This is a genomic window from Actinosynnema sp. NPDC050436, assembly GCF_040655415.1.
In the GTDB taxonomy this organism is placed as follows: domain Bacteria; phylum Actinomycetota; class Actinomycetes; order Mycobacteriales; family Pseudonocardiaceae; genus Actinosynnema.
The window spans coordinates 270,373-287,728 of sequence record NZ_JBFAJV010000007.1; the positions used below are offsets into that span (position 1 = coordinate 270,373).

Genomic DNA, 17,356 nt, shown 5'->3' on the forward strand with positions numbered 1-17,356 from the left:
CTAGGCACATGCGTTGGTGGAAGCTCGCCGGCCTGGCCGCGTTCGTCGGAGTCGCCGCGACCGGGGTGGTCGCCGCGCGCGCCGAACGCCGCCGCCGCGCCTATACCCCGGAGCAGATCCGGGAACGCCTCCACACCCGGCTGGCCGAGGCGGACGCCGCCGACCGCTCCTGACGCCCCGGCTTGGGTGCGGTCGATGTCAAGCGGACTTCAAGTTCCAGCGTGCCGTGACCGGACCTTCCCCGATCGGCCCCTCCACCACCTCCGATTCGCAAGGCACCTCCGGGCGCTGGTCCGAGCTGTTCTCCGGCCGCCTGCTCGCCACCGGCTTCCTGATAGCTGCCGTGATCGCGTCGATGCTCGTCAGCCGGGTGCCGGCGGGCCGGGGCGCGTCGAGGGCCCACCTCGTCGGCTTCCTGGTCTTCGCGGTCGGCGCGGCGGTCAACGCGGTGAGCCCCTCGACGGAGGTGCTGATCGTCGGCCGGGATGGTGTCCGCACTGTGGGGCGGCGCTGTGCGCGGGCGTGAGGTGGGTGGTCGCGCAGGTGGTCGGCGCCGGTCTCGGCCCGAGCGCCGCCCGGCGGGCCGTCCGGTGGCCGACGACGCCCCGGCGCTCGCCGTCGTCGCGTGGGCGGTGGTGCTGTTCGTCGCGGGCATCGGCATCGGCCTCGCGTTCCCGCACCTGAGCGTCGCCGCGATGAGCAGCACGGACGACCCGGCGGAGGGCGCGAAAGCCGCCGCCCTCACCACCCGGCTCATCGCCTACGCCGTGACCTCGGCCGTCGCGGGCACGCTGCTCAACGCCGGCGGGGCGGCTCTTGCGGACTCCGCGCGCGTGATGACCTTCGGGCTCGCCGCGCTGGGCGTGGTGACCTCCGTGCGCGCCACCCGAAGGTGACGGCACGCCGGACCGTGGGTGCCGGGTGGGCGGCGGAGACCCACCCGGCCGCGCGTCAGCCCGTGCGCACGACATCCTCGTTGTAGGTGCGCGAGCAGATGTAGAACGGCAGCGGCGGTTTCTTGCCCCACCTGAGCGTGCACTGCCGCCACTGAAGCGGGTACTCCGTGCCGCCGGACGGCGCGATGGACTCGGACACGGTCTTGTTGCAGGTCCCCTTGACGCGCCCGGACTTCCCCTCCCAGCGGTACTCGACGTACAGGGTGACGATGCAGTTCGTCGTGGTGATGACGAAGGAGTTCGGACCGTGCTCAGGACTGGAGTCACCGGGGTTGTACTGGATCGCCTGCAACGATGCGCTCTCGTCCGGGTGGGCGCTGTCGGCGGTCGGGGTGCGGGCGGGGGTCGGGGCGGCCGAGCCGGTGACGGGGCCGGCGAGCAGGGCCGCGAGGCCGGCGAACGCCACGACGGCCGATCGGGTGGATAACACCAGGATCTCCTCCGGGGGTCGGGTTCCGACTCCCGAGTGCCCGGTTCGCACCGGCGTCACACTCGTCCGGAAGGGCTGGTGCGAACGGGTTCCGACCCGAGGTCAGGCCGAGTCCGCCGCTCGGTGTGTGCGGACCGGGCCCCGGGCGCGGGCGGCGTCGCCGCCAGGCCGGTCAGCACGGCGCGGACCAGCCGTTCCGCCTCGCGGTCCACGGCGCGGGGGCCGTCCAGGCGGAGGAGCCCGTCGCGGAGCAGCGTGGCCAGCCCGTGCACGGCGGCCCACAGGGTGAACTCGGCACCGGGCCGGGCCGCCGCCGCCAGACCGCCCGCCGCCACCAGCCGGTCCAGCTCGTCGGTCAGCACGTCGTGCGGGTGCGGCGCGTCGGGCTCGTCGTGGTGCGCGCCGAACGCGAGCCCGGCCACCGCCGGGTCGGCCAGCGTCCACCGCACGTAGCCGCGCCCCACCGCGACCAGGCGCTGCCCGGGGTCGGTGCACCGGCCCCGGGCGCGCGCGGCGGCGTGCCGCAGGTGCTCGGCCAGCCCCGCGAGCACCCGGCCGGCCAGGGTGCGCACCAGGGCGTCGCGCGAGGCGAAGTGGTGGTACGCGGCGCTGGGGCTGACGCCGACGCGGGCCGAGACCTCGCGCAGCGACCAGCCCTCGACGCCGCGCTCGCGCACCAGGGCCTCGGCGGCGTCGAGCAGGGCGCTGCCCAGGTCGCCGTGGTGGTAGGGCCGTCCGGTCATGCCCTGATCTTATCAGCGTTCAGATCGTGCTAGCGTCGGCGACGGTATCTGAACACCGATCAGATGGGGGCGGGACATGGGCAGTGGACCGGTCGTGACCGGGGAACCGGTCGAGGTGGCCGACGGGGTGCACGTCATCCCGGACGGCCGGGTGCCGCTCGTGCCCAACGTCGGGATCGTGGTCGGCGAGCACGCCGCCCTGGTCGTCGACACCGGGTTGGGGCCGCGCAGCGGGCGGTACGTGCTCGACCGGGCGCGGCACCTGGCCGGCGGGCGGGCGCTGTACCTGACGACGACGCACTTCCACCCGGAGCACGGCTTCGGCGCGCAGGTGTTCCGGGGCGCGGCGACCGCCGTGCACCACCGCGCCCAGCGCGACGAGCTGCGCCGCAAGGGCCCGGCGTATCTGGACCTGTTCGCCGGGCTCGGCCCGGAGGTCGCCGCCGAGCTGGCCGACGTCCGGCTGACCGGGGCGGACGTGGTCTACGACGGCGACCGGCTGGAGCTGGACCTCGGCGGGCGCACGGCCGTGCTGGAGCACCGGGGGCCGGCGCACAGCGCGGGCGACCAGACCGTCCTGGTGGACGACCGGGTGCTGTTCACCGGCGACCTGGTGGAGAACCGGATGTTCCCGATCGTGCCGCACTTCCCGCCGTTCGACGTGGACGCCGACGCCGACCGGTGGATCGCCGTCCTGGGGGAGCTGCGCGACCTCCGCCCGGCCGTGGTCGTGCCGGGTCACGGCGAGGTCGGCGGGACCGGGCTGATCGAGGACGTGCGCGACTACCTGGACCACGTGCGCCGCGAGGTGGCCCGGCTGGGCGGCGGGGGACTGGCGTTCGAGGAGGTGGCGGCGGAGGTCGGGCGCGGCGCCCGCGAGCGGTGGAGCACCTGGGAGCAGCCCGAGTGGATCGCGCTCACCGCGCGGGCGTTCCACGGTCGGGCCTGACGCGCCACGCGGACGGCCCGCGCGACCGTCCACAGTGGTGTGCAGGGTGCGTGTCGGTGGGGTGTGCTATTTTCGGATCGAAGGTTGCCTGAGATCAGGAGTGGTGACGTGGCAGGTGAAGACGACATCTCCGGGTGATCCCCGGAGTCGGTGAACCACCGGTGTGCGCGCTGGACGTGTGCCGCCGTCGTGGTCCTGTCGTCGTTCCCCCACATCCACCAGCGGTGCCGCCGTCGTGCGCCCGTTCGTCACCTCCGAGGTCTGTTCCGTGTCCGACGCCTTCATCGTCGTGTCGTCCCTGTCGTTCTCCTGGCCGGACGACACCCCCGTGTTCCAGGACCTGTCCTTCAGCGTGCCGGGCGGTCGCACCGGTCTGGTCGCGCCGAACGGGGCGGGGAAGAGCACCCTGCTCAAGCTGATCGCCGGCGAGCTGCGGCCCACGGGCGGCAGCGTGTCCGTCGACGGCGTGCTCGGCCACCTGCCGCAGTCCCTGCCGCTGACCGGCGACCTGACGGTGGCCGAGGTGCTGGGCATCGCCCCGGTGCTCGCGGCGATCGCGGCCGTCGAGTCCGGTGACGCGGCCGAGGAGCACTTCACCACCATCGGCACCGACTGGGACGTCGAGGAGCGCACCCGCGCCCAGCTCGACCGGCTCGGGCTCGGCGCGCTCGACCTCGACCGCCGGCTGGACACCTTCAGCGGCGGGCAGGTCGTCTCGCTCGGGCTGGCCGCGCAGCTCCTGCGCCGGCCGGACGTGCTGCTGCTCGACGAGCCGACCAACAACCTCGACCTGGACGCCCGGCACCGGCTCTACGACGTGCTCCAGGACTGGTCCGGCTGCCTGCTGCTGGTCAGCCACGACCGGGAGCTGCTGGACCGGATGGAGCGCATCGCCGAGCTGGACCGGGGCCGCATCCGCTTCCACGGCGGCACCTTCTCCGAGTACGAGGCCGTGGTGGAGGCCGAGCGCGACCTCGCCGACCACACCGTGCGGGCCGCCGAGCGGGAGGTCAAGCGCGAGAAGCGGGAGTTGCAGCAGGCCCGGGAACGCGCGCAGCGGCGGGCCGGCAACGCTGCCCGCACCCTGGGCAGCGCGGGCCTGCCGAAGATCTTCGCCGGCACGATGAAGCGCAACGCCCAGGAGTCCGCCGGCAAGGCGAACGAGGTGCACACCGCGCGGCTGAGCGCCGCCAAGGCCCGGTTGGACGAGGCCGAGGGCAACCTGCGCGAGGACCACCGGCTGTCCCTGGACCTGCCCGGCACGGCGGTGCCCGCCGGCCGCACGCTGTTCGTGGGCGAGGGGCTGCGGGTGCGGCGCGGCGGCCAGGAGCTGTACGCGGGGGTCGACCTGGCGATCCGGGGCCCGGAGCGGATCGCGCTGACCGGCCCGAACGGGTCCGGGAAGTCCACGCTGCTGCGGGTGGTCAACGGCGACCTGGAGCCCGACGAGGGCCGCGTCACCCGGCACCCCGGCCGGGTGGCGTACCTGTCCCAGCGGCTGGACCTGCTCGACCCGGACCTGAGCGTCGCGGACAACCTGGCCGCCTACGCGCCCGCGCTGCCACCGTCGCAGCGGATGAACCTGCTGGCCCGCTTCCTGTTCCGGGGTGCGCGCGGCGCGCTGCCGGTCGGCGTGCTCTCCGGCGGTGAGCGGCTGCGCGCCACGCTGGCGTGCGTGCTGTTCGCCGAGCCCGCGCCGCACCTGCTGCTGCTCGACGAGCCGACCAACAACCTCGACCTGGTCAGCGTCGGGCAGCTGGCGAGCGCGCTGGACGCCTACCGGGGCGCGTTCGTGGTGGTCAGCCACGACGAGCGGTTCCTCACCGAGATCGGGGTCGGCCGCCGGCTGCGGCTGGTGGACGGGCGGCTGCTCGACACCACCGCGCCCTGACCGACACCCGACCACCTCCCGGGGAGAAGCCGTGCCCGCTGCCCTGCTCGCCCACGACCTGGTCCGCGTGCTCGGTGCGCGCAGGGTCCTCGACGGCCTGTCCCTGACCGCCGCGCCCGGCCACCGGATCGGGCTGGTCGGGGAGAACGGCGTCGGCAAGTCCACGCTGCTGAGGCTGCTCGCCGGCGTGGACCGGCCGGACGCCGGCACCGTCACCCGGCCCGAGGACGTCGGCTTCCTGCACCAGGAGCTGCCGTTCGCGCCGGACGCGACGATCGCCGACGTGCTCGCCGACGCCGTCCGCGACGCCCGCGAAGACCTCGCCGAACTGGACCGCCTGGGTGCCGAGCTGGCCCGCGCCCCGCAGGACGGGGCGCTGCTCGCCGCGTACGCCGAGCGGCTCGACCGCGCCCAGCACCGGGAGTCCTGGGACGCCGACCGGCGGGCCGGGCTGGTGTTGGCCGGGCTGGGGCTCGGGGACCTGCCGCACGACCGCCCGCTGGCCGCGCTCTCCGGTGGGCAGCGCGGCCGGCTGGCCCTGGCCGCGCTGCTCGTGCGGCGGCCGTCGGCGCTGCTGCTGGACGAGCCGACCAACCACCTGGACGACGAGGCCATGGCGTTCGTGGAGCACCACCTGCGCGGGCTGCCGGGCGTGGTCGTGGTGGCCAGTCACGACCGGGCGTTCCTCGACGCCGTGTGCACCGACCTGGTCGACCTCGACCCGGCGCTGGGCGGCCCGACCAGGTTCGGCGGCGGCTACACCGCGTACGCGGCCCGCAAGCGCGCCGACCGCGAGCGGTGGCGGCGGCAGCACGCGGAACAGCAGGAGGAGGTGGAGGCCCTGCGGCACGCGGCCGAGCGCACCGCGCACCAGGTCGCGCCGAACCGGGAGAAGAGCGACAACGAGAAGATGGGCTACGGCCACGCCGGCGGCCGGGTGCAGAACCAGGTCGCCCGGCGCGTCCGCAACGCCACCCGCCGCCTGGAGGTGCTGGAGCGCACCCGCGTCCCGGAACCGCCGCGCCCGCTGGAGTTCCGCCCGGTCGCGCTGGCCACCGGCGAGGGCGAGGAGGACCCGGTGTCGCTGCACGACGTCCGGGTGCCCGGCCGGCTCGCCGTCGAGCGGTTCACCGTCGCGCCGGGCACGCGGCTGCTGGTCACGGGCGCGAACGGGGCCGGGAAGTCGACGCTGCTGGCGGTGCTCGCCGGCACCCTGCGGCACGGGGGCGAGGTGCGGCGGCGGGAGGGCCTGACCGTCGGGCTGCTCGCGCAGGACACCGCCTTCGCGCACCCGGACCGGACCGCGCGCGAGACCTACGTCCGGACGCTGGGCGTCGACCGCGCGGAGGAGGTGCCGCTGCGGTCGCTGGGCCTGCTGGCCGACCGCGACCTGGACACCGCGACCGGCCACCTGTCGGCGGGCCAGCGCCGCCGGCTCGCCCTGGCCCTGCTGGTGGCGGACCCGCCGGAACTGCTGCTGCTCGACGAGCCGACCAACCACCTCGCGCCGGCGTTGTGCGACGAACTGGAAGAGGCACTGGGCCCCGGCCCCGGCGCGGTCGTCGTGGCGACCCACGACCGGTGGCTGCGCGGCCGGTGGCGCGGCACGCAGGTGAGGATGGTCGACGGCGCGATCGCCGACCCGACCCGACTCTGAGCCGCCGGCCTCGCCGACCCGACCCGTTCCCCGGTCCGCGCTCGCGCCCCCGGTCCACGCCGCCCGGCCTGTGACCCGCGCCGCCGACCCACCCGCCGACTCGTCGGAAGCGGTGGTCAGCAGGCGTTCTTGTGGGACAGCACGCGCCGGGCGGCCTCGTCCACGCGGGTGGCCGGGAGGGTGCCCGCCGCCACCGACGCCTCCAGGTGGTCCAGCACCTCGCCGGTCCGGCCGCCGCTGGACCACAGGGCGATGTCCGCGCCGGCGGCCAGGGCCTGGCGCACCGCCTCGGGCAGGTCCACGCGGTCGGTCACCGCGCGCATCGCCCCCAGGTCGTCGGTCATCGCCGGGCCGGTGAAGCCGAACTCGCCGCGCAGCAGCGCGTACGCCTCGGGGCTCAGGGTCGCCGGCAGGCCGCCGGTCAGGCCCGGCACGTCGATGTGCCCGAGCATCACCACGACCCGGCCGTAGCGGGCGATGTCGCGGTAGGGGACCAGGTCCGCCCGGCGCAAAGCGTCCAGCGGCGGCGAGGTCACCGCGCCCCGGTGCGAGTCGCCGCTGGTGTTGCCGTGGCCGGGGAAGTGCTTGAGCACGGGGGTGGTCCCGACCTCCTGCAACCCCTGGGCGAAGGCGAGGGCGTACTCGGCCGCCACGGCGGGGTCGGCGCTGAACGACCGGTCGCCGATCACCGTCGCGTCGGGCAGGCCGCTGGTGTCCACCACGGGCGCGAGGTCCATGGTGACGCCGCGCTTGGCCAGGGCGGCGGCGCGGTCGCGGGCCAGCACCCGCACCTGGTCGGGGGTCATCGCGGCGGCCATCTCCCGGGCGCTGGGGATCGAGCCGTCCAGCACGTCGACCCGCTGCACCCGGCCACCCTCGTCGTCCACGGCCACCTGGAGCGGCAGGGTCGCCGCGCCGCGCACCGCGTCCAGGCCGGCGGACAGCAGGCCGGTGTCGTCGCCGCCGATGAAGATGCCGCCGACCTGTTCGGCGCTCACCAGGTCCAGCGCGTCCGCCGGGCCGCGCGGGTCGACGCCGACCATCAGCAGTTGGGCCAGCCGGTGCCGGAGGGTGAGCGACGCGACCGTGGCCGGGCACGGGTCGGGCGGCGGCGCGGGCGAGGGGTCGCGGGTGGTGGTGGGGGTCTGCGAGGTGGTCGCCGCGCCACCGGGCGCGGCCACGGGGTGCCCGTCCACCCGGTGCCCGGGGTCGTGCAGCAGCGCCGCGAGCAGCGCGCCCAGCGCGGTGGAGACCAGCAGGGCCCGGGTCCCGGGTCTCGGGCCGCCGCGACGCCCGATCGGCAGCTCGTTCCGCACCGGACCAACCTACGGCAAGCGCGGCGGGACCACCGGTCGGCCGTGGTGGGGCGGTGGCCGCCGGCAGTACGGTCGGTGGCCCTATGGAGCTGCTCGGGCGGGACGACCTGCTGGCCGGCGTGCGGGCCGGGCTCGCGCGCGGTCGCGTGCTGGTGCACGGCCCGGCCGGGATCGGGAAGACCGCGCTGCTGGAAGCCGTGGTCGCGGCGGGCCCCGGCGCGGTGCTGCTGCGCAGCCGCCCTGCCGAAGCCGACCGGCTCGTCCCGCACCTGGTGCTGGCGGACCTGCTCGGTGACGTCCGGGTCGACCTGCCGGGGCCGCAGGCGCAGGCGCTGGACCGCGCGCTGCGCCGCGTGCCGGGGGAACCGGACCCGCTGGCCCTGCGGCGGGCGGTGCTGGCGGCGTTCCGGGCGCTCGACCCGGTGGTCGTGGTCGACGACGCCCAGTGGGTGGACGGCGCGTCGGCGTCCGTGCTGGCGTTCGCGCTGGCCAGGGCGCGGACCCGGGCGCTGGTCGCGGCCCGGGAGCCGGTGGCCTGGTGGTGCGGCGGCGAGGTGGTCGAGGTGCCGCCGCTGCCGGTCGCGGCGACCGCCGAGCTGATGGCCCGGCACGGCCGGGTCGACGTGCGGCTGACCGGTGGGAACCCCGGGTACGCCGTCGAGCTGGCCGCGTCGGGCGGGGAGGTCCCGGCCCGGCTGCGCGCGGTCGTCCGGGACCTGGTGGCCGCGCAGCCCGCCGGCACCCGGGCGACCCTGCTGGTGGCGGCCCTGCTGGACCGGCCGACCGTGCGGCTGATCACGCACTGCGGGCGGGACCGGGCCGCTGCGGAGCTCGCGGGCTGCCCGCTGGTCCGCGTGGACGCCGACGGCGCGGTGCGCTTCCGGCAGCCGCTGGTCGCCGAGGCGCTGCCGCTGGTGGTGCCGCCGGAGGAGGTGCGCGCCGCGCACGCCCGGCTGGCCGGGCTGGCGACCGACCCGGTGCAGCGGGCCCGGCACCGGGCCCACGCGGTCAGCGGGTTCGACGAGTCCACCGCCGTCGCCCTGGTGGAGGCCGCGACCGCCGCCCGCCGGGACGGCCACCTCGACCGGGCCGCCGAGCTGGGCGAACTCGCCGCCGAGCGCACCCCGCCGACCGTCCCGGCCCGCGCGGCGGGACGGCGGCTGCGCGCGGCGGCCGACGCGCTGGGCGCGGGCCGCCGCGAGCTGGCGACCGCGCTTGCCCGGACCGTGCTGGGCTCGCCCGGCGTGCCGCGCACCCAGCGGGTCCGCGCGCAACTGGTGCTGGTCGACGCGGTCGGCTACGCCCGCAAGGCAGCCGACGCCATCGTCGGCGAGGCGCTGATCGGCGCGAAGGGCGACGCGGCGCTGGAAGCACCGGCCGAGTACCGGTTCGCGGTGCACTCGGCGGTGGGCGGCGACCTGCGCGGCGCGGCCCGGCACCTGGCGGACGCCGTGCTGCTGGCCCGCACCGCCGAGGACGTGCGCACCGAGGTCATGTCGCTGTGCTCGCTGGCGCTGTGCCAGATGGCGATGGGCGACCCCACCGCGTCGCGCACGCTGGACCTCGCGCGGCGGACCGTGCCCGACGGGATGGTGGTCGGGCACGACGGCGCGCTGTGGGCGGCGGCCCGCCTCGACCTGTTCGCCGACCGCCTCCAGGCGGCGTCCGACCGGCTCACCGCGCTGCTCGACCACGCGGGCGAGCGCGGTGCGCGGTCCGAGGTCATCGGCATGACGTGGGCCGCGATCGAGGTGTGGGTGGCGATGGGCCGCTGCGGCAGCGCGCGCCGCCGCGCCCAGGAGTGCCTGCGCCTGGCCGAGGACACCGGCTACGACCTGGCGCTGGCCTGCTACGGGTCGGCGCTGGCCGAGGCGTACGGGGGCGACCCGGTGGTGGCCGACGCCCTGGCCCGGCGCGGGATCGCCCGCGCCGAGGCCGACGGCGACCTGTCGTTCCTGGTGCGCAACCTGCACGCCCAGGGCGTGGCGGCGTTGGGCGCGGGACTGCCGGAGGCGGCCGTCGGGCCGCTGCGCCGGGCGGCGGCGCTCGAACTGGACATGGGGTTCGACGACCCGGCGGTGTTCGCGCTGCGCCCCGACCTGGCGGAGGCGCTGGTCGCGGTCGGCGGGCTGGCGGAGGCCGCCGGGGTGGTCGGCCGGGCGCGAGCCGCCGCCGTGCGGCTGGGCCGGCGCGGCGTGGTGGCGTCGCTGGACCGGGCGGACGGCCTGCTCCGGCTGGCGCTCAAGGACCACGGCGCGGCCGAGCGGGCGTTGAGCGCCGCCGTCGAGGCGCACCGCGAGCTGGGGCAGCCGTTGCAGTGGGGGCGCAGCCTGCTGGCGTCCGGCGTGGCGGAACGCCGGCGCAAGAGGAGGGGTGCCGCGCGCCGGCTGCTGGAGCAGGCCCGCGAGGTGTTCACCGCGAGCGGGGCACCGGGCTGGGCCGACCGGGCGGCGGTGCTGCTCGGCGACACCCCGCAGGGCACCGCCCTCGCCGGGTTCGAGGCGCGGATCGCGCGGCAGGTCGTGGGCGGTGCCAGCAACCCGGAGGTGGCCGGGCGGCTCAACATCAGCGTCAAGACGGTGGAGGGCGCGCTCACCCGGATCTACCGCAAGCTCGACGTGCGCAACCGCACCCAGTTGGCCGCCCGGATGCGAGGGGACGGGGAATTCCCCGTTTCCGACCCGGGAACCGGACATCCATCCTGACTCTCGCTTGTCCCCCCTGCCTAGTGGACGAGGAGATCCCATGCGTCCCTTCATCCTTGCCTGCGCCCTGCTGTGCGCGGTGACCGCCGTACCGGCGAACGCCGCGCCGAGCGGCGAGGTCGCACCCATGATCATCGGCGGCACGCTGGTGTCGTCGGCCCCGTGGTCGGCGGCGGTCTACCGCAACGGCTCGTTCACCTGCTCCGGCACCATCATCGCGCCGCAGTGGGTGCTCACCGCCAAGCACTGCGTCGGCTCCGGCCTCACCGTCCGGGTCGGCAACGTCCAGCGCGCCCAGGGCACGCCCAGCTCGGTGACCCGGTACGTCAGCCACGCGCAGGCCGACGTGTCGCTGCTCCAGCTCGCCACGCCGATCCAGACCAGCCAGTACTCCAGGCTCGCGGACGCCAACCCGCCGACCGGCAGCACCAACCAGATCTACGGCTGGGGCTACACCAGCCGCAACGGCCCGGTCTCGCCGCAGCTCAAGACCGCCAACGTGCGCGTCACCTCGATCTGCCGCGACTACTACGGCGGCCAGGCGCTGTGCAGCAGCCGGATCAACGGCAACGCGTGGTCCGGCGACTCCGGCGGCCCGCAGATGTACAACGGCCTCCAGGTCGGCGTCGCCTCGACGGCGGACGGCAGCTCGACCCAGCAGTACAGCAGCGTGCCCGCCGTCCGGTCGTGGATCCGCTCCACGTCGGGCGTCTGACCGCTGCTGCCCGGGTGGCCCGCGCCGTCCCCGGCGCGGGCCGCTCCGCGTGCGGGGCCGGTCAGCCGGCCGGGTCGGTGACGGTGCCGGTGACCACCAGGTCGGGGCTGCCCGGCGGCCACGCGGTGAGCAGCAGCCGGACCGCCTCGGCGGGCTCCGCCTCGGTGTCGGCGGCGGTCGGCACGGTGAACTCCGAGGTCACCTCGCCCGGCGGGAAGTAGACCTGGACCTGGAGCCCGGTCGTGGACAGCGGGCGGGACGGCAGCGGGTCCTCCTGGTGGGACTGCCGGCGGAACCACTGCCCGTCCACGTCGGTGGTGGACAGCTCCGGCCCGCCGGGCGGGACGACCGGTGCGCCGACCAGCCCGATGCCCACGTCGGCCGGCGCGGACAGCGTCGCCCGCCAGGTCAGCACCCCGCCCTCGGCGACCCGGTCGGCCACCGGGGTGACGGTGATCGTCGGCCGGGGGTCGTCCTCCCGGACGGCGAGCCCGCCCGCGTACCGGCCGGCGACCGTGCCCCGCACGGCTTTGACCAGCAGCGGGCGCTGGGAGTCCGGGCTCCACCGGGTGTTGCCGGTGACCTCCATGGGCGTCCGGACCACGTGCCCGCCCGGTTCGAGCGTGACCAGCCGCTGGGTGAACGAGCGGCGGGCGTCGTCGTAGGCGAACAGCCGGAAGGAGCCGGGGCCGTCGCCGGTCACGGTGACCGGCACCTGGTAGGTGCGGGTGCCGGAGTCGCCCTCGGCCACGGTCACCACGCCGACGTCCACGCGCGGCAGCGGGCCCGCGCCGGGGTCCGGCAGGCCGTGGTCCCAGCCGTGGGCGTCCACCAGCCACGCCGTGCCCGACGCGCCGTGCGGCACCAGTTCCAGCGCGGTGACCCGGTGCAGGTCGACGCCGTGCGCCGACAGCGGCACGCGGACCTCCTGCGCCCACCGCGCCGACATCCGCGAGGTGGCGGGCAGCCCGTCGAGCGCCACCGCGCCCAGCACCGCGCGGTGCCCGCCCGCGTCGGTGACCGCCACGTCGAACCGGGTGCCGGTGCTGTTCGGCGGCACGATCAGCCGCAGCGCCAGCGCCCGCGCCCCGGCCAGCGAGACCTCCCGGCCGGGGCGCACCCGTGCGACCTGGCCCGCCTGCGACCACGACAGGGCGACGGCGTGGCGGTCGGGCTCCGGCTCGATGCCGTTGAACCGGGTGAAGTGCGGCGACGCGCGCCACTCCGCCGGGTCGACGCACGCCGCCGCCGCGTCCTTGGTCACTTGCAGGCACACCCGCGCGGCACCCTCGGCCACCGTCGCCTGGTCCGGCACGACGAACGCCGACCGCGCGCCGCCCACCGCGTGGGACAGCACGCGCGCCGGGTCGGCGGAGGGCGCTCGCGCGCCCGAGCCGTCCAGCAGCGGCAGCACGCGCTGGTCGCCCGCGACGAACAGCCGCGCCGCCGCCGCGACGTAGGTGGCACCGGCCGTCTGCTGCTGGACCGGGGTCAGCCGGGTCCCGGTGCCCGGCGAGCAGACCGGGTCGGCCGGCGGGGTCGAGAAGTCGTCGTCCGCCGGGGCCTCGGCCTGGCCGGGCGTCCACTCGGTGTTGAAGTAGTTGTGGTTCGCGCCCACGAAGTACAGGGCGCTGTGCAGCGCGGTGCCCCGGCCCAGTCCCCGGGTGGCGTCCAGGTAGAGCTGTCCCTGGAGGTCGCTCACGTCGCCGTCGCACCCCGGCAGGATGGTCGCGGACGGGACGTCCGGCGCGGGGTTGTGGCCGAACAGCGTCGGGCCGATCAGCAGGTCGCCCTTGATCGTCCAGCGGGCCGGCCCGTCGTGGCCGCTGCCGGGCGGCGGCGGGGTGAGGCTGTCGGTGGCGGCCCGGTTGACGCCCTCGCCGCCGCGCGAGTGCCCGACCAGGACCACGTTCGCCAGGTCGGCGACCGGTGCCGCGCGGACCGCGTCGGGTGCCGTCGGGCGGCCGGTGCCCGCCCAGTCCGCCCACTTCGCCAGGTGCGTGCGGACCAGCGCGGACCGCGCGCCCGCGCCCGCCTCGGGGTCCTGGGCGTCCTGCGCGTTGACGCCGTTGGCGGACACCGACACCGTGACGTAGCCCTGCGAGGCGAGCAGCCGCTGCGCCTGGAGGTAGCCCCGGTGGCTGGGCACCGCCCTGGTGCCCGCCGGGCACGGCCACACCAGCAGGACGCTGTCCGGCGTCGCGGGGTCGTAGCAGGTGAAGTGCCTGCCGTGCAGGAACAGCGCGAGCGGGCGCGGGCCGGGCAGCCCCTCCGGCGCCACCACCACGGCCTGCACCTCGATCGGTGCGGCGTACCCCGGCACGGTGATCGGGTCGAGGGCGTACTCGCCGGTGCGGGTCGGGAACGGGCCGGGCGTGCCGGGGTCGACGGCCGCCGCCGGTCCCGGCGCGGGCGCGGGCGGCGGTGCCGCCGTGACGCGCGCGGGTTCCTCGGCGTCGAGCCGCCGGCCGGCTGCCCTGACCTGGAGCCCCTCGGTGCTGCGGACCCCGGGCGAGGCCAGCGCGTACGAGCGCAGGTCGGCGGAGGGGAGCGGCCGGCCCAGCAGGCGGTCGCCGTCCCAGAACTCGACCGCCGCGCCGCCCGCCGGTACCGGGCGCGGTGCGGTCCACACCAGCTCCGTGCCGGTGGACGTCCACCCGGGAGCCGGCGGATCCGCCGCCGCCGCAGCGGCGACCGGGGCCGGTGCGGCGAGGCTCGTCACGAGCAGCGCAGCAGCGACCGGCAGCGTTTTCAGGCGCATGGTGGAATTCCCCTCGCATCGCGTTCGCCCGCACCTTGTCTAGCGCCGACGCGGACGGCACTACAAGCGACAGAAGGCGGGTTTCACCCCAGCTGAAATGGGTGACTCCGGAATGCTTGTGCGGTAGAGGATAACCTTTCCCGCCGCGGTCCACTGTGGAGGGAAGAGGGGTTCCGGGCCCGGCCGCGCCTCGACACCGGTTCCACGTCCGTCGACCCGGGACGGTGGACCGGGTCCCTCCGGTGCCGAGGCGGGCGTCCCCGTCAGGGGCAGGTGGGACCGGCCACGACCGGGTGCGGGTGGGTGCCGTTAGCCTGTGCCGCGTGCGCCTCCCCGCGTCCCGACGACCCGCTGCCCTGGCACTCGCCTGCTGCGCGCTGGCGGCCACCGCCGTGCTCGGTGCCCCGACCGCCCACGGCCAGCCGGGGGCGTGCGGCAACCGGGTGGCCCCGCCCCCGCCGGTCGACACGTCCGAGCAGGTGCCGCCCGGCGGGACGCCGCCCCCGGCGCTGCGGGTGCCCGACGAGCCGGTCGGCGGCGACAAGCTCGGCGGGTGCGGCCTGGTGCTGCCCGCCGACGCCCCGAAGCTCCCGGACGGCCTCACCGCCGCCGGGTGGGTGCTCGCCGACCTGGACTCCGGCGCGGTGCTCGCGGGCCAGGACCCGCACGGCAGGCAGCGCCCGGCGTCGGTGATCAAGGTGCTGCTCGCGGCCGTCGTGGTCGCCGAGCTGCCCGCCGACGCGAAGGTCGTGGCGACCGCCGAGGACACCGCCCAGGAGTGCACGTGCGTCGGCCTGCGCGAAGGCGCGGAGTACACCGTCGACCAGCTCCTCCAGGTGCTGATGATGGTGTCGGGCAACGACGTCGCCCACGCGCTGGCGCGCAAGCTCGGCGGCGTCCCCGCCGCGCTGGCCAAGATGAACGCGCGGGCCGCCGAGTGGGGCGCGCTGGACACCCGCGCGGCGTCGCCGTCGGGGTTGGACGCGCCCGGCATGAGCACGTCGGCCTACGACATGGCGCTGATCTTCCGGGCCGCGCTCAAGCAGCCCCGGATCGCCAGGGCCATCGCCACCCCGGTGGTCGACTTCCCGGCCGCCGACGGCAACGGGACCGTGGTGCTCGGCACCGACAACCGGCTCCTGTCCACCTACGAGGGCGCGCTCGGCGGCAAGACCGGCTTCACCGACGACGCCCGCCACACGTTCGTCGGTGCGGCCCAACGCGGCTCCCGCCGCCTGGTCGTGGTCCTGCTGCGCGGCGAGCCGCAGCCGTTGCGCCTGACGGAGCAGGCCGCGCTGCTGCTGGACTACGGCTTCGCGCTGCCCCCGGCCAACCCGGTCGGCCGGCTGGTGGACGGCGCGCCGAAGACGACGAACCCCACCCCGCCGACCTCCCCGACGTCGGGTGCGATCCCGCCGGCGGAGGTCGCGGGCGCGCAGGACCTGCGCGACCCGGACGCGTTCGGCACGATCGGCCTGCCGATCACGATCGCCGCCGGCACCGGCCTGCTCCTGGGCCTGGTGGTCTACCTCCGCAAGCGCCGCGCCCGCGCGGTCCGAGCCGCCGCCACCCCGGACTGACCCCCTCCCCTCGTCGTGGACCCGGCTGCCGCCGTGGCCAGCCGATTCGAGACATGTCCGAGATCGGTTCCAGGGCGGACGGCGATCGTCGGATCGGCCGCCGGGGGGCGGTGGCGGGGGATCGGAGGGGCCGTGGAGGAAATCGACCCGGTCGGGGCCAGGGGGAGCGCGGACTTCGTGGCGCTGCTGCGGCGGCGCAGGGCGGTGGCCGGGTTGTCCTACCGGCAGCTCGACCGGCGGGCCCGGCAGTGCGGCCGGGCGCTGCCGCCCAGCACCACCGCCTCGATGCTGGGCCGCTCGACGCTGCCGGGGGCCGAGCTGGTCGCCACGTTCGTGCGGGCCTGCGGTGCGGACGCGGAGGAGGTGGACACCTGGCTGACGGCCCGTCTCCGCATCCTGACCACCGCCCTGCCCCGCCCACCGGAACCCACCGTTCCGCCGGCACCCGTCGATCCGACCCTGCTCGACAACCGGCCGAAGCTTGAGCAGCCGGCTGTCACTCTTGAAGCGTCCACGGGGTCTCCGGGCGACCCGCCGGGTTCGGCATTCACCCCGCCGGTCCCGCAGCAACTGCCCGCGTGCCCGGCCGCCCAGGTCGGTCGGAGCCGGCACCTGGCCGAGCTGGACGCGGTGGTCGACGGGACGGTTTCCCCGCTGGTCGTCGTCACCGGGCCGCCGGGGGTCGGGAAGTCCGCGCTGGCCGTGCGGTGGGCGCACCGGGCCGCGCACCGGTTCCCGGACGGGCGGCTCCACCTGGACCTCGCCGACCCGCTCCCGGTGCCCTCCGCCGTGGCGCACCTGCTGGTAGGGCTGGGCGTGCCGGCACCGGCCGTGCCGGACGACGTGCGACAGGCCGTCGCCCTGTACCGCTCGGTGGTCGCGGACCGGCGGGTGCTGGTCGTGCTGGACAACGCCGGGTCGCCCGACCAGGTGCGTCCGCTGCGCCCGTCCGCCCCCGGCTCGTGCACGCTGGTGACCAGCCGCAACCGCCTGACCGCGCTGGCCGTGCACGACGGCGCTCACCTGGTCGGGGTGCCGCCGCTGGCCCGGGACGACGCAGTCCGACTGCTGGCACGGGCGGCGGGCGATCGGCTGGTCGCGGCCGAGCCCGGCGCAGCCGGCGCGGTGGCCGATCTGTGCGACGGCGTGCCACTGGCGTTGCGAGTCGCGGCCACCGTGCTCGACCCGACATCCGACACCCCACTGGCCGACCTGGTGGCAGAGTTGCGCACGGGCGCGCTGAGGGTGCTGGAGGACAGGAGCGACGTGAGCCTGACAGCAACCTTCCACCGGTCGTACGACGCCCTGGACACCCCGTCGAAGCGCCTGTTCCGTTTGTTCGGCACCACACCCCGACCCACGATCACCCCACCGACCGCCGCCGCCGCGCTGAACGTGGACCAGCCACGAGCCCGCACCCTGCTGCGCAACCTCACTCGCCACCACCTCGTGGCGTACCTGGGCAACGACCGCTACCGGGTGCCCGGCCTGCTGCGCGAGTACGCCCGAAGCCGCCCGCCGGTCGTGGAAGGGACGAATCGCCGAGTGAGCGGCCCGTCCGGCACTGCCGCGTGAGGCGCGTGTGCCATCGCCGGAACTCCGGCCCCCACCGCACTCCGAGTGCGGTGGGGGCCGGAGTCATCGCCGCTCGAC

The 17,356-nt window shown here is 76.4% G+C and carries 14 protein-coding genes; 10 read left to right on the top strand and 4 right to left on the bottom strand.

Going from position 1 to position 17,356, the window contains the following annotated elements; all coding sequences use genetic code 11:
* Window positions 1-8: 8 nt before the first annotated feature.
* The 3 genes from AB0I60_RS19680 (at window position 9) to AB0I60_RS19690 (ending at window position 896) form a co-directional block, all read left to right on the top strand.
* Window positions 9-173, top strand: coding sequence for a hypothetical protein (locus AB0I60_RS19680; RefSeq protein WP_360731702.1), 165 nt, complete (start codon window positions 9-11; stop codon window positions 171-173).
* Between the two features lie 53 nt (window positions 174-226).
* Window positions 227-526 (top strand): hypothetical protein, encoded by a 300-nt coding sequence (locus AB0I60_RS19685; protein ID WP_360731704.1) that lies wholly within the window; start codon window positions 227-229, stop codon window positions 524-526.
* Window positions 527-590: 64 nt separating this feature from the next.
* The gene (locus tag AB0I60_RS19690) at window positions 591-896 is read left to right on the top strand and encodes a hypothetical protein (RefSeq protein ID WP_360731705.1); all 306 of its coding nucleotides are present in this window, start codon (window positions 591-593) and stop codon (window positions 894-896) included.
* Between the two features lie 55 nt (window positions 897-951).
* Here AB0I60_RS19690 and AB0I60_RS19695 read toward each other — a convergent pair whose 3' ends face one another.
* Entirely contained in the window at window positions 952-1,386 is a 435-nt protein-coding gene (locus AB0I60_RS19695) for a hypothetical protein (RefSeq protein WP_360731707.1), read from the bottom strand.
* A 56-nt stretch (window positions 1,387-1,442) separates the two neighbouring features.
* Window positions 1,443-2,129 carry a TetR/AcrR family transcriptional regulator gene (locus tag AB0I60_RS19700; RefSeq protein ID WP_360731709.1) on the bottom strand — a complete coding sequence of 229 codons (687 nt, stop codon included), beginning with the start codon at window positions 2,127-2,129 and terminating at the stop codon, window positions 1,443-1,445.
* A 94-nt stretch (window positions 2,130-2,223) separates the two neighbouring features.
* Between AB0I60_RS19700 and AB0I60_RS19705 the strand changes: the two genes are divergently transcribed.
* The 3 genes from AB0I60_RS19705 to AB0I60_RS19715 all read left to right on the top strand — a co-directional run bounded on the left by AB0I60_RS19705 (window position 2,224) and on the right by AB0I60_RS19715 (window position 6,626).
* Window positions 2,224-3,078, top strand: a complete 855-nt coding sequence (locus AB0I60_RS19705) for an MBL fold metallo-hydrolase (RefSeq protein WP_360731711.1) — start codon at window positions 2,224-2,226, stop codon at window positions 3,076-3,078.
* Between the two features lie 268 nt (window positions 3,079-3,346).
* Entirely contained in the window at window positions 3,347-4,969 is a 1,623-nt protein-coding gene (locus AB0I60_RS19710; RefSeq protein WP_360731712.1) for an ABC-F family ATP-binding cassette domain-containing protein, read from the top strand.
* Window positions 4,970-5,000: 31 nt separating this feature from the next.
* A complete protein-coding gene (locus tag AB0I60_RS19715) occupies window positions 5,001-6,626 on the top strand; it encodes an ABC-F family ATP-binding cassette domain-containing protein (RefSeq protein WP_360731714.1) in 1,626 nt (541 codons plus the stop codon).
* A 116-nt stretch (window positions 6,627-6,742) separates the two neighbouring features.
* Here the strand turns inward: AB0I60_RS19715 and AB0I60_RS19720 are convergent, their stop codons facing one another.
* Entirely contained in the window at window positions 6,743-7,942 is a 1,200-nt protein-coding gene (locus tag AB0I60_RS19720; protein WP_360731716.1) for a glycoside hydrolase family 3 N-terminal domain-containing protein, read from the bottom strand.
* A gap of 83 nt (window positions 7,943-8,025) precedes the next feature.
* On the opposite strand from AB0I60_RS19720, the gene AB0I60_RS19725 reads away from it, so the two are divergent.
* Together AB0I60_RS19725 and AB0I60_RS19730 are read left to right on the top strand one after the other, a co-directional pair.
* Window positions 8,026-10,647, top strand: a complete 2,622-nt coding sequence (locus AB0I60_RS19725; protein ID WP_360731718.1) for an AAA family ATPase — start codon at window positions 8,026-8,028, stop codon at window positions 10,645-10,647.
* A gap of 40 nt (window positions 10,648-10,687) precedes the next feature.
* Window positions 10,688-11,362, top strand: coding sequence for a DUF1986 domain-containing protein (locus AB0I60_RS19730; protein WP_360731720.1), 675 nt, complete (start codon window positions 10,688-10,690; stop codon window positions 11,360-11,362).
* Between the two features lie 61 nt (window positions 11,363-11,423).
* Here AB0I60_RS19730 and AB0I60_RS19735 read toward each other — a convergent pair whose 3' ends face one another.
* Window positions 11,424-14,123 (bottom strand): hypothetical protein, encoded by a 2,700-nt coding sequence (locus AB0I60_RS19735; RefSeq protein ID WP_360731722.1) that lies wholly within the window; start codon window positions 14,121-14,123, stop codon window positions 11,424-11,426.
* Window positions 14,124-14,446: 323 nt separating this feature from the next.
* Between AB0I60_RS19735 and AB0I60_RS19740 the strand changes: the two genes are divergently transcribed.
* Window positions 14,447-15,703, top strand: a complete 1,257-nt coding sequence (locus AB0I60_RS19740) for a D-alanyl-D-alanine carboxypeptidase family protein (protein ID WP_360731724.1) — start codon at window positions 14,447-14,449, stop codon at window positions 15,701-15,703.
* A 132-nt stretch (window positions 15,704-15,835) separates the two neighbouring features.
* Window positions 15,836-17,278: an NB-ARC domain-containing protein gene (locus AB0I60_RS19745; RefSeq protein ID WP_360731726.1), complete on the top strand. Its 1,443-nt coding sequence runs from the start codon at window positions 15,836-15,838 to the stop codon at window positions 17,276-17,278.
* The last annotated feature ends 78 nt before the right edge of the window (window positions 17,279-17,356 follow it).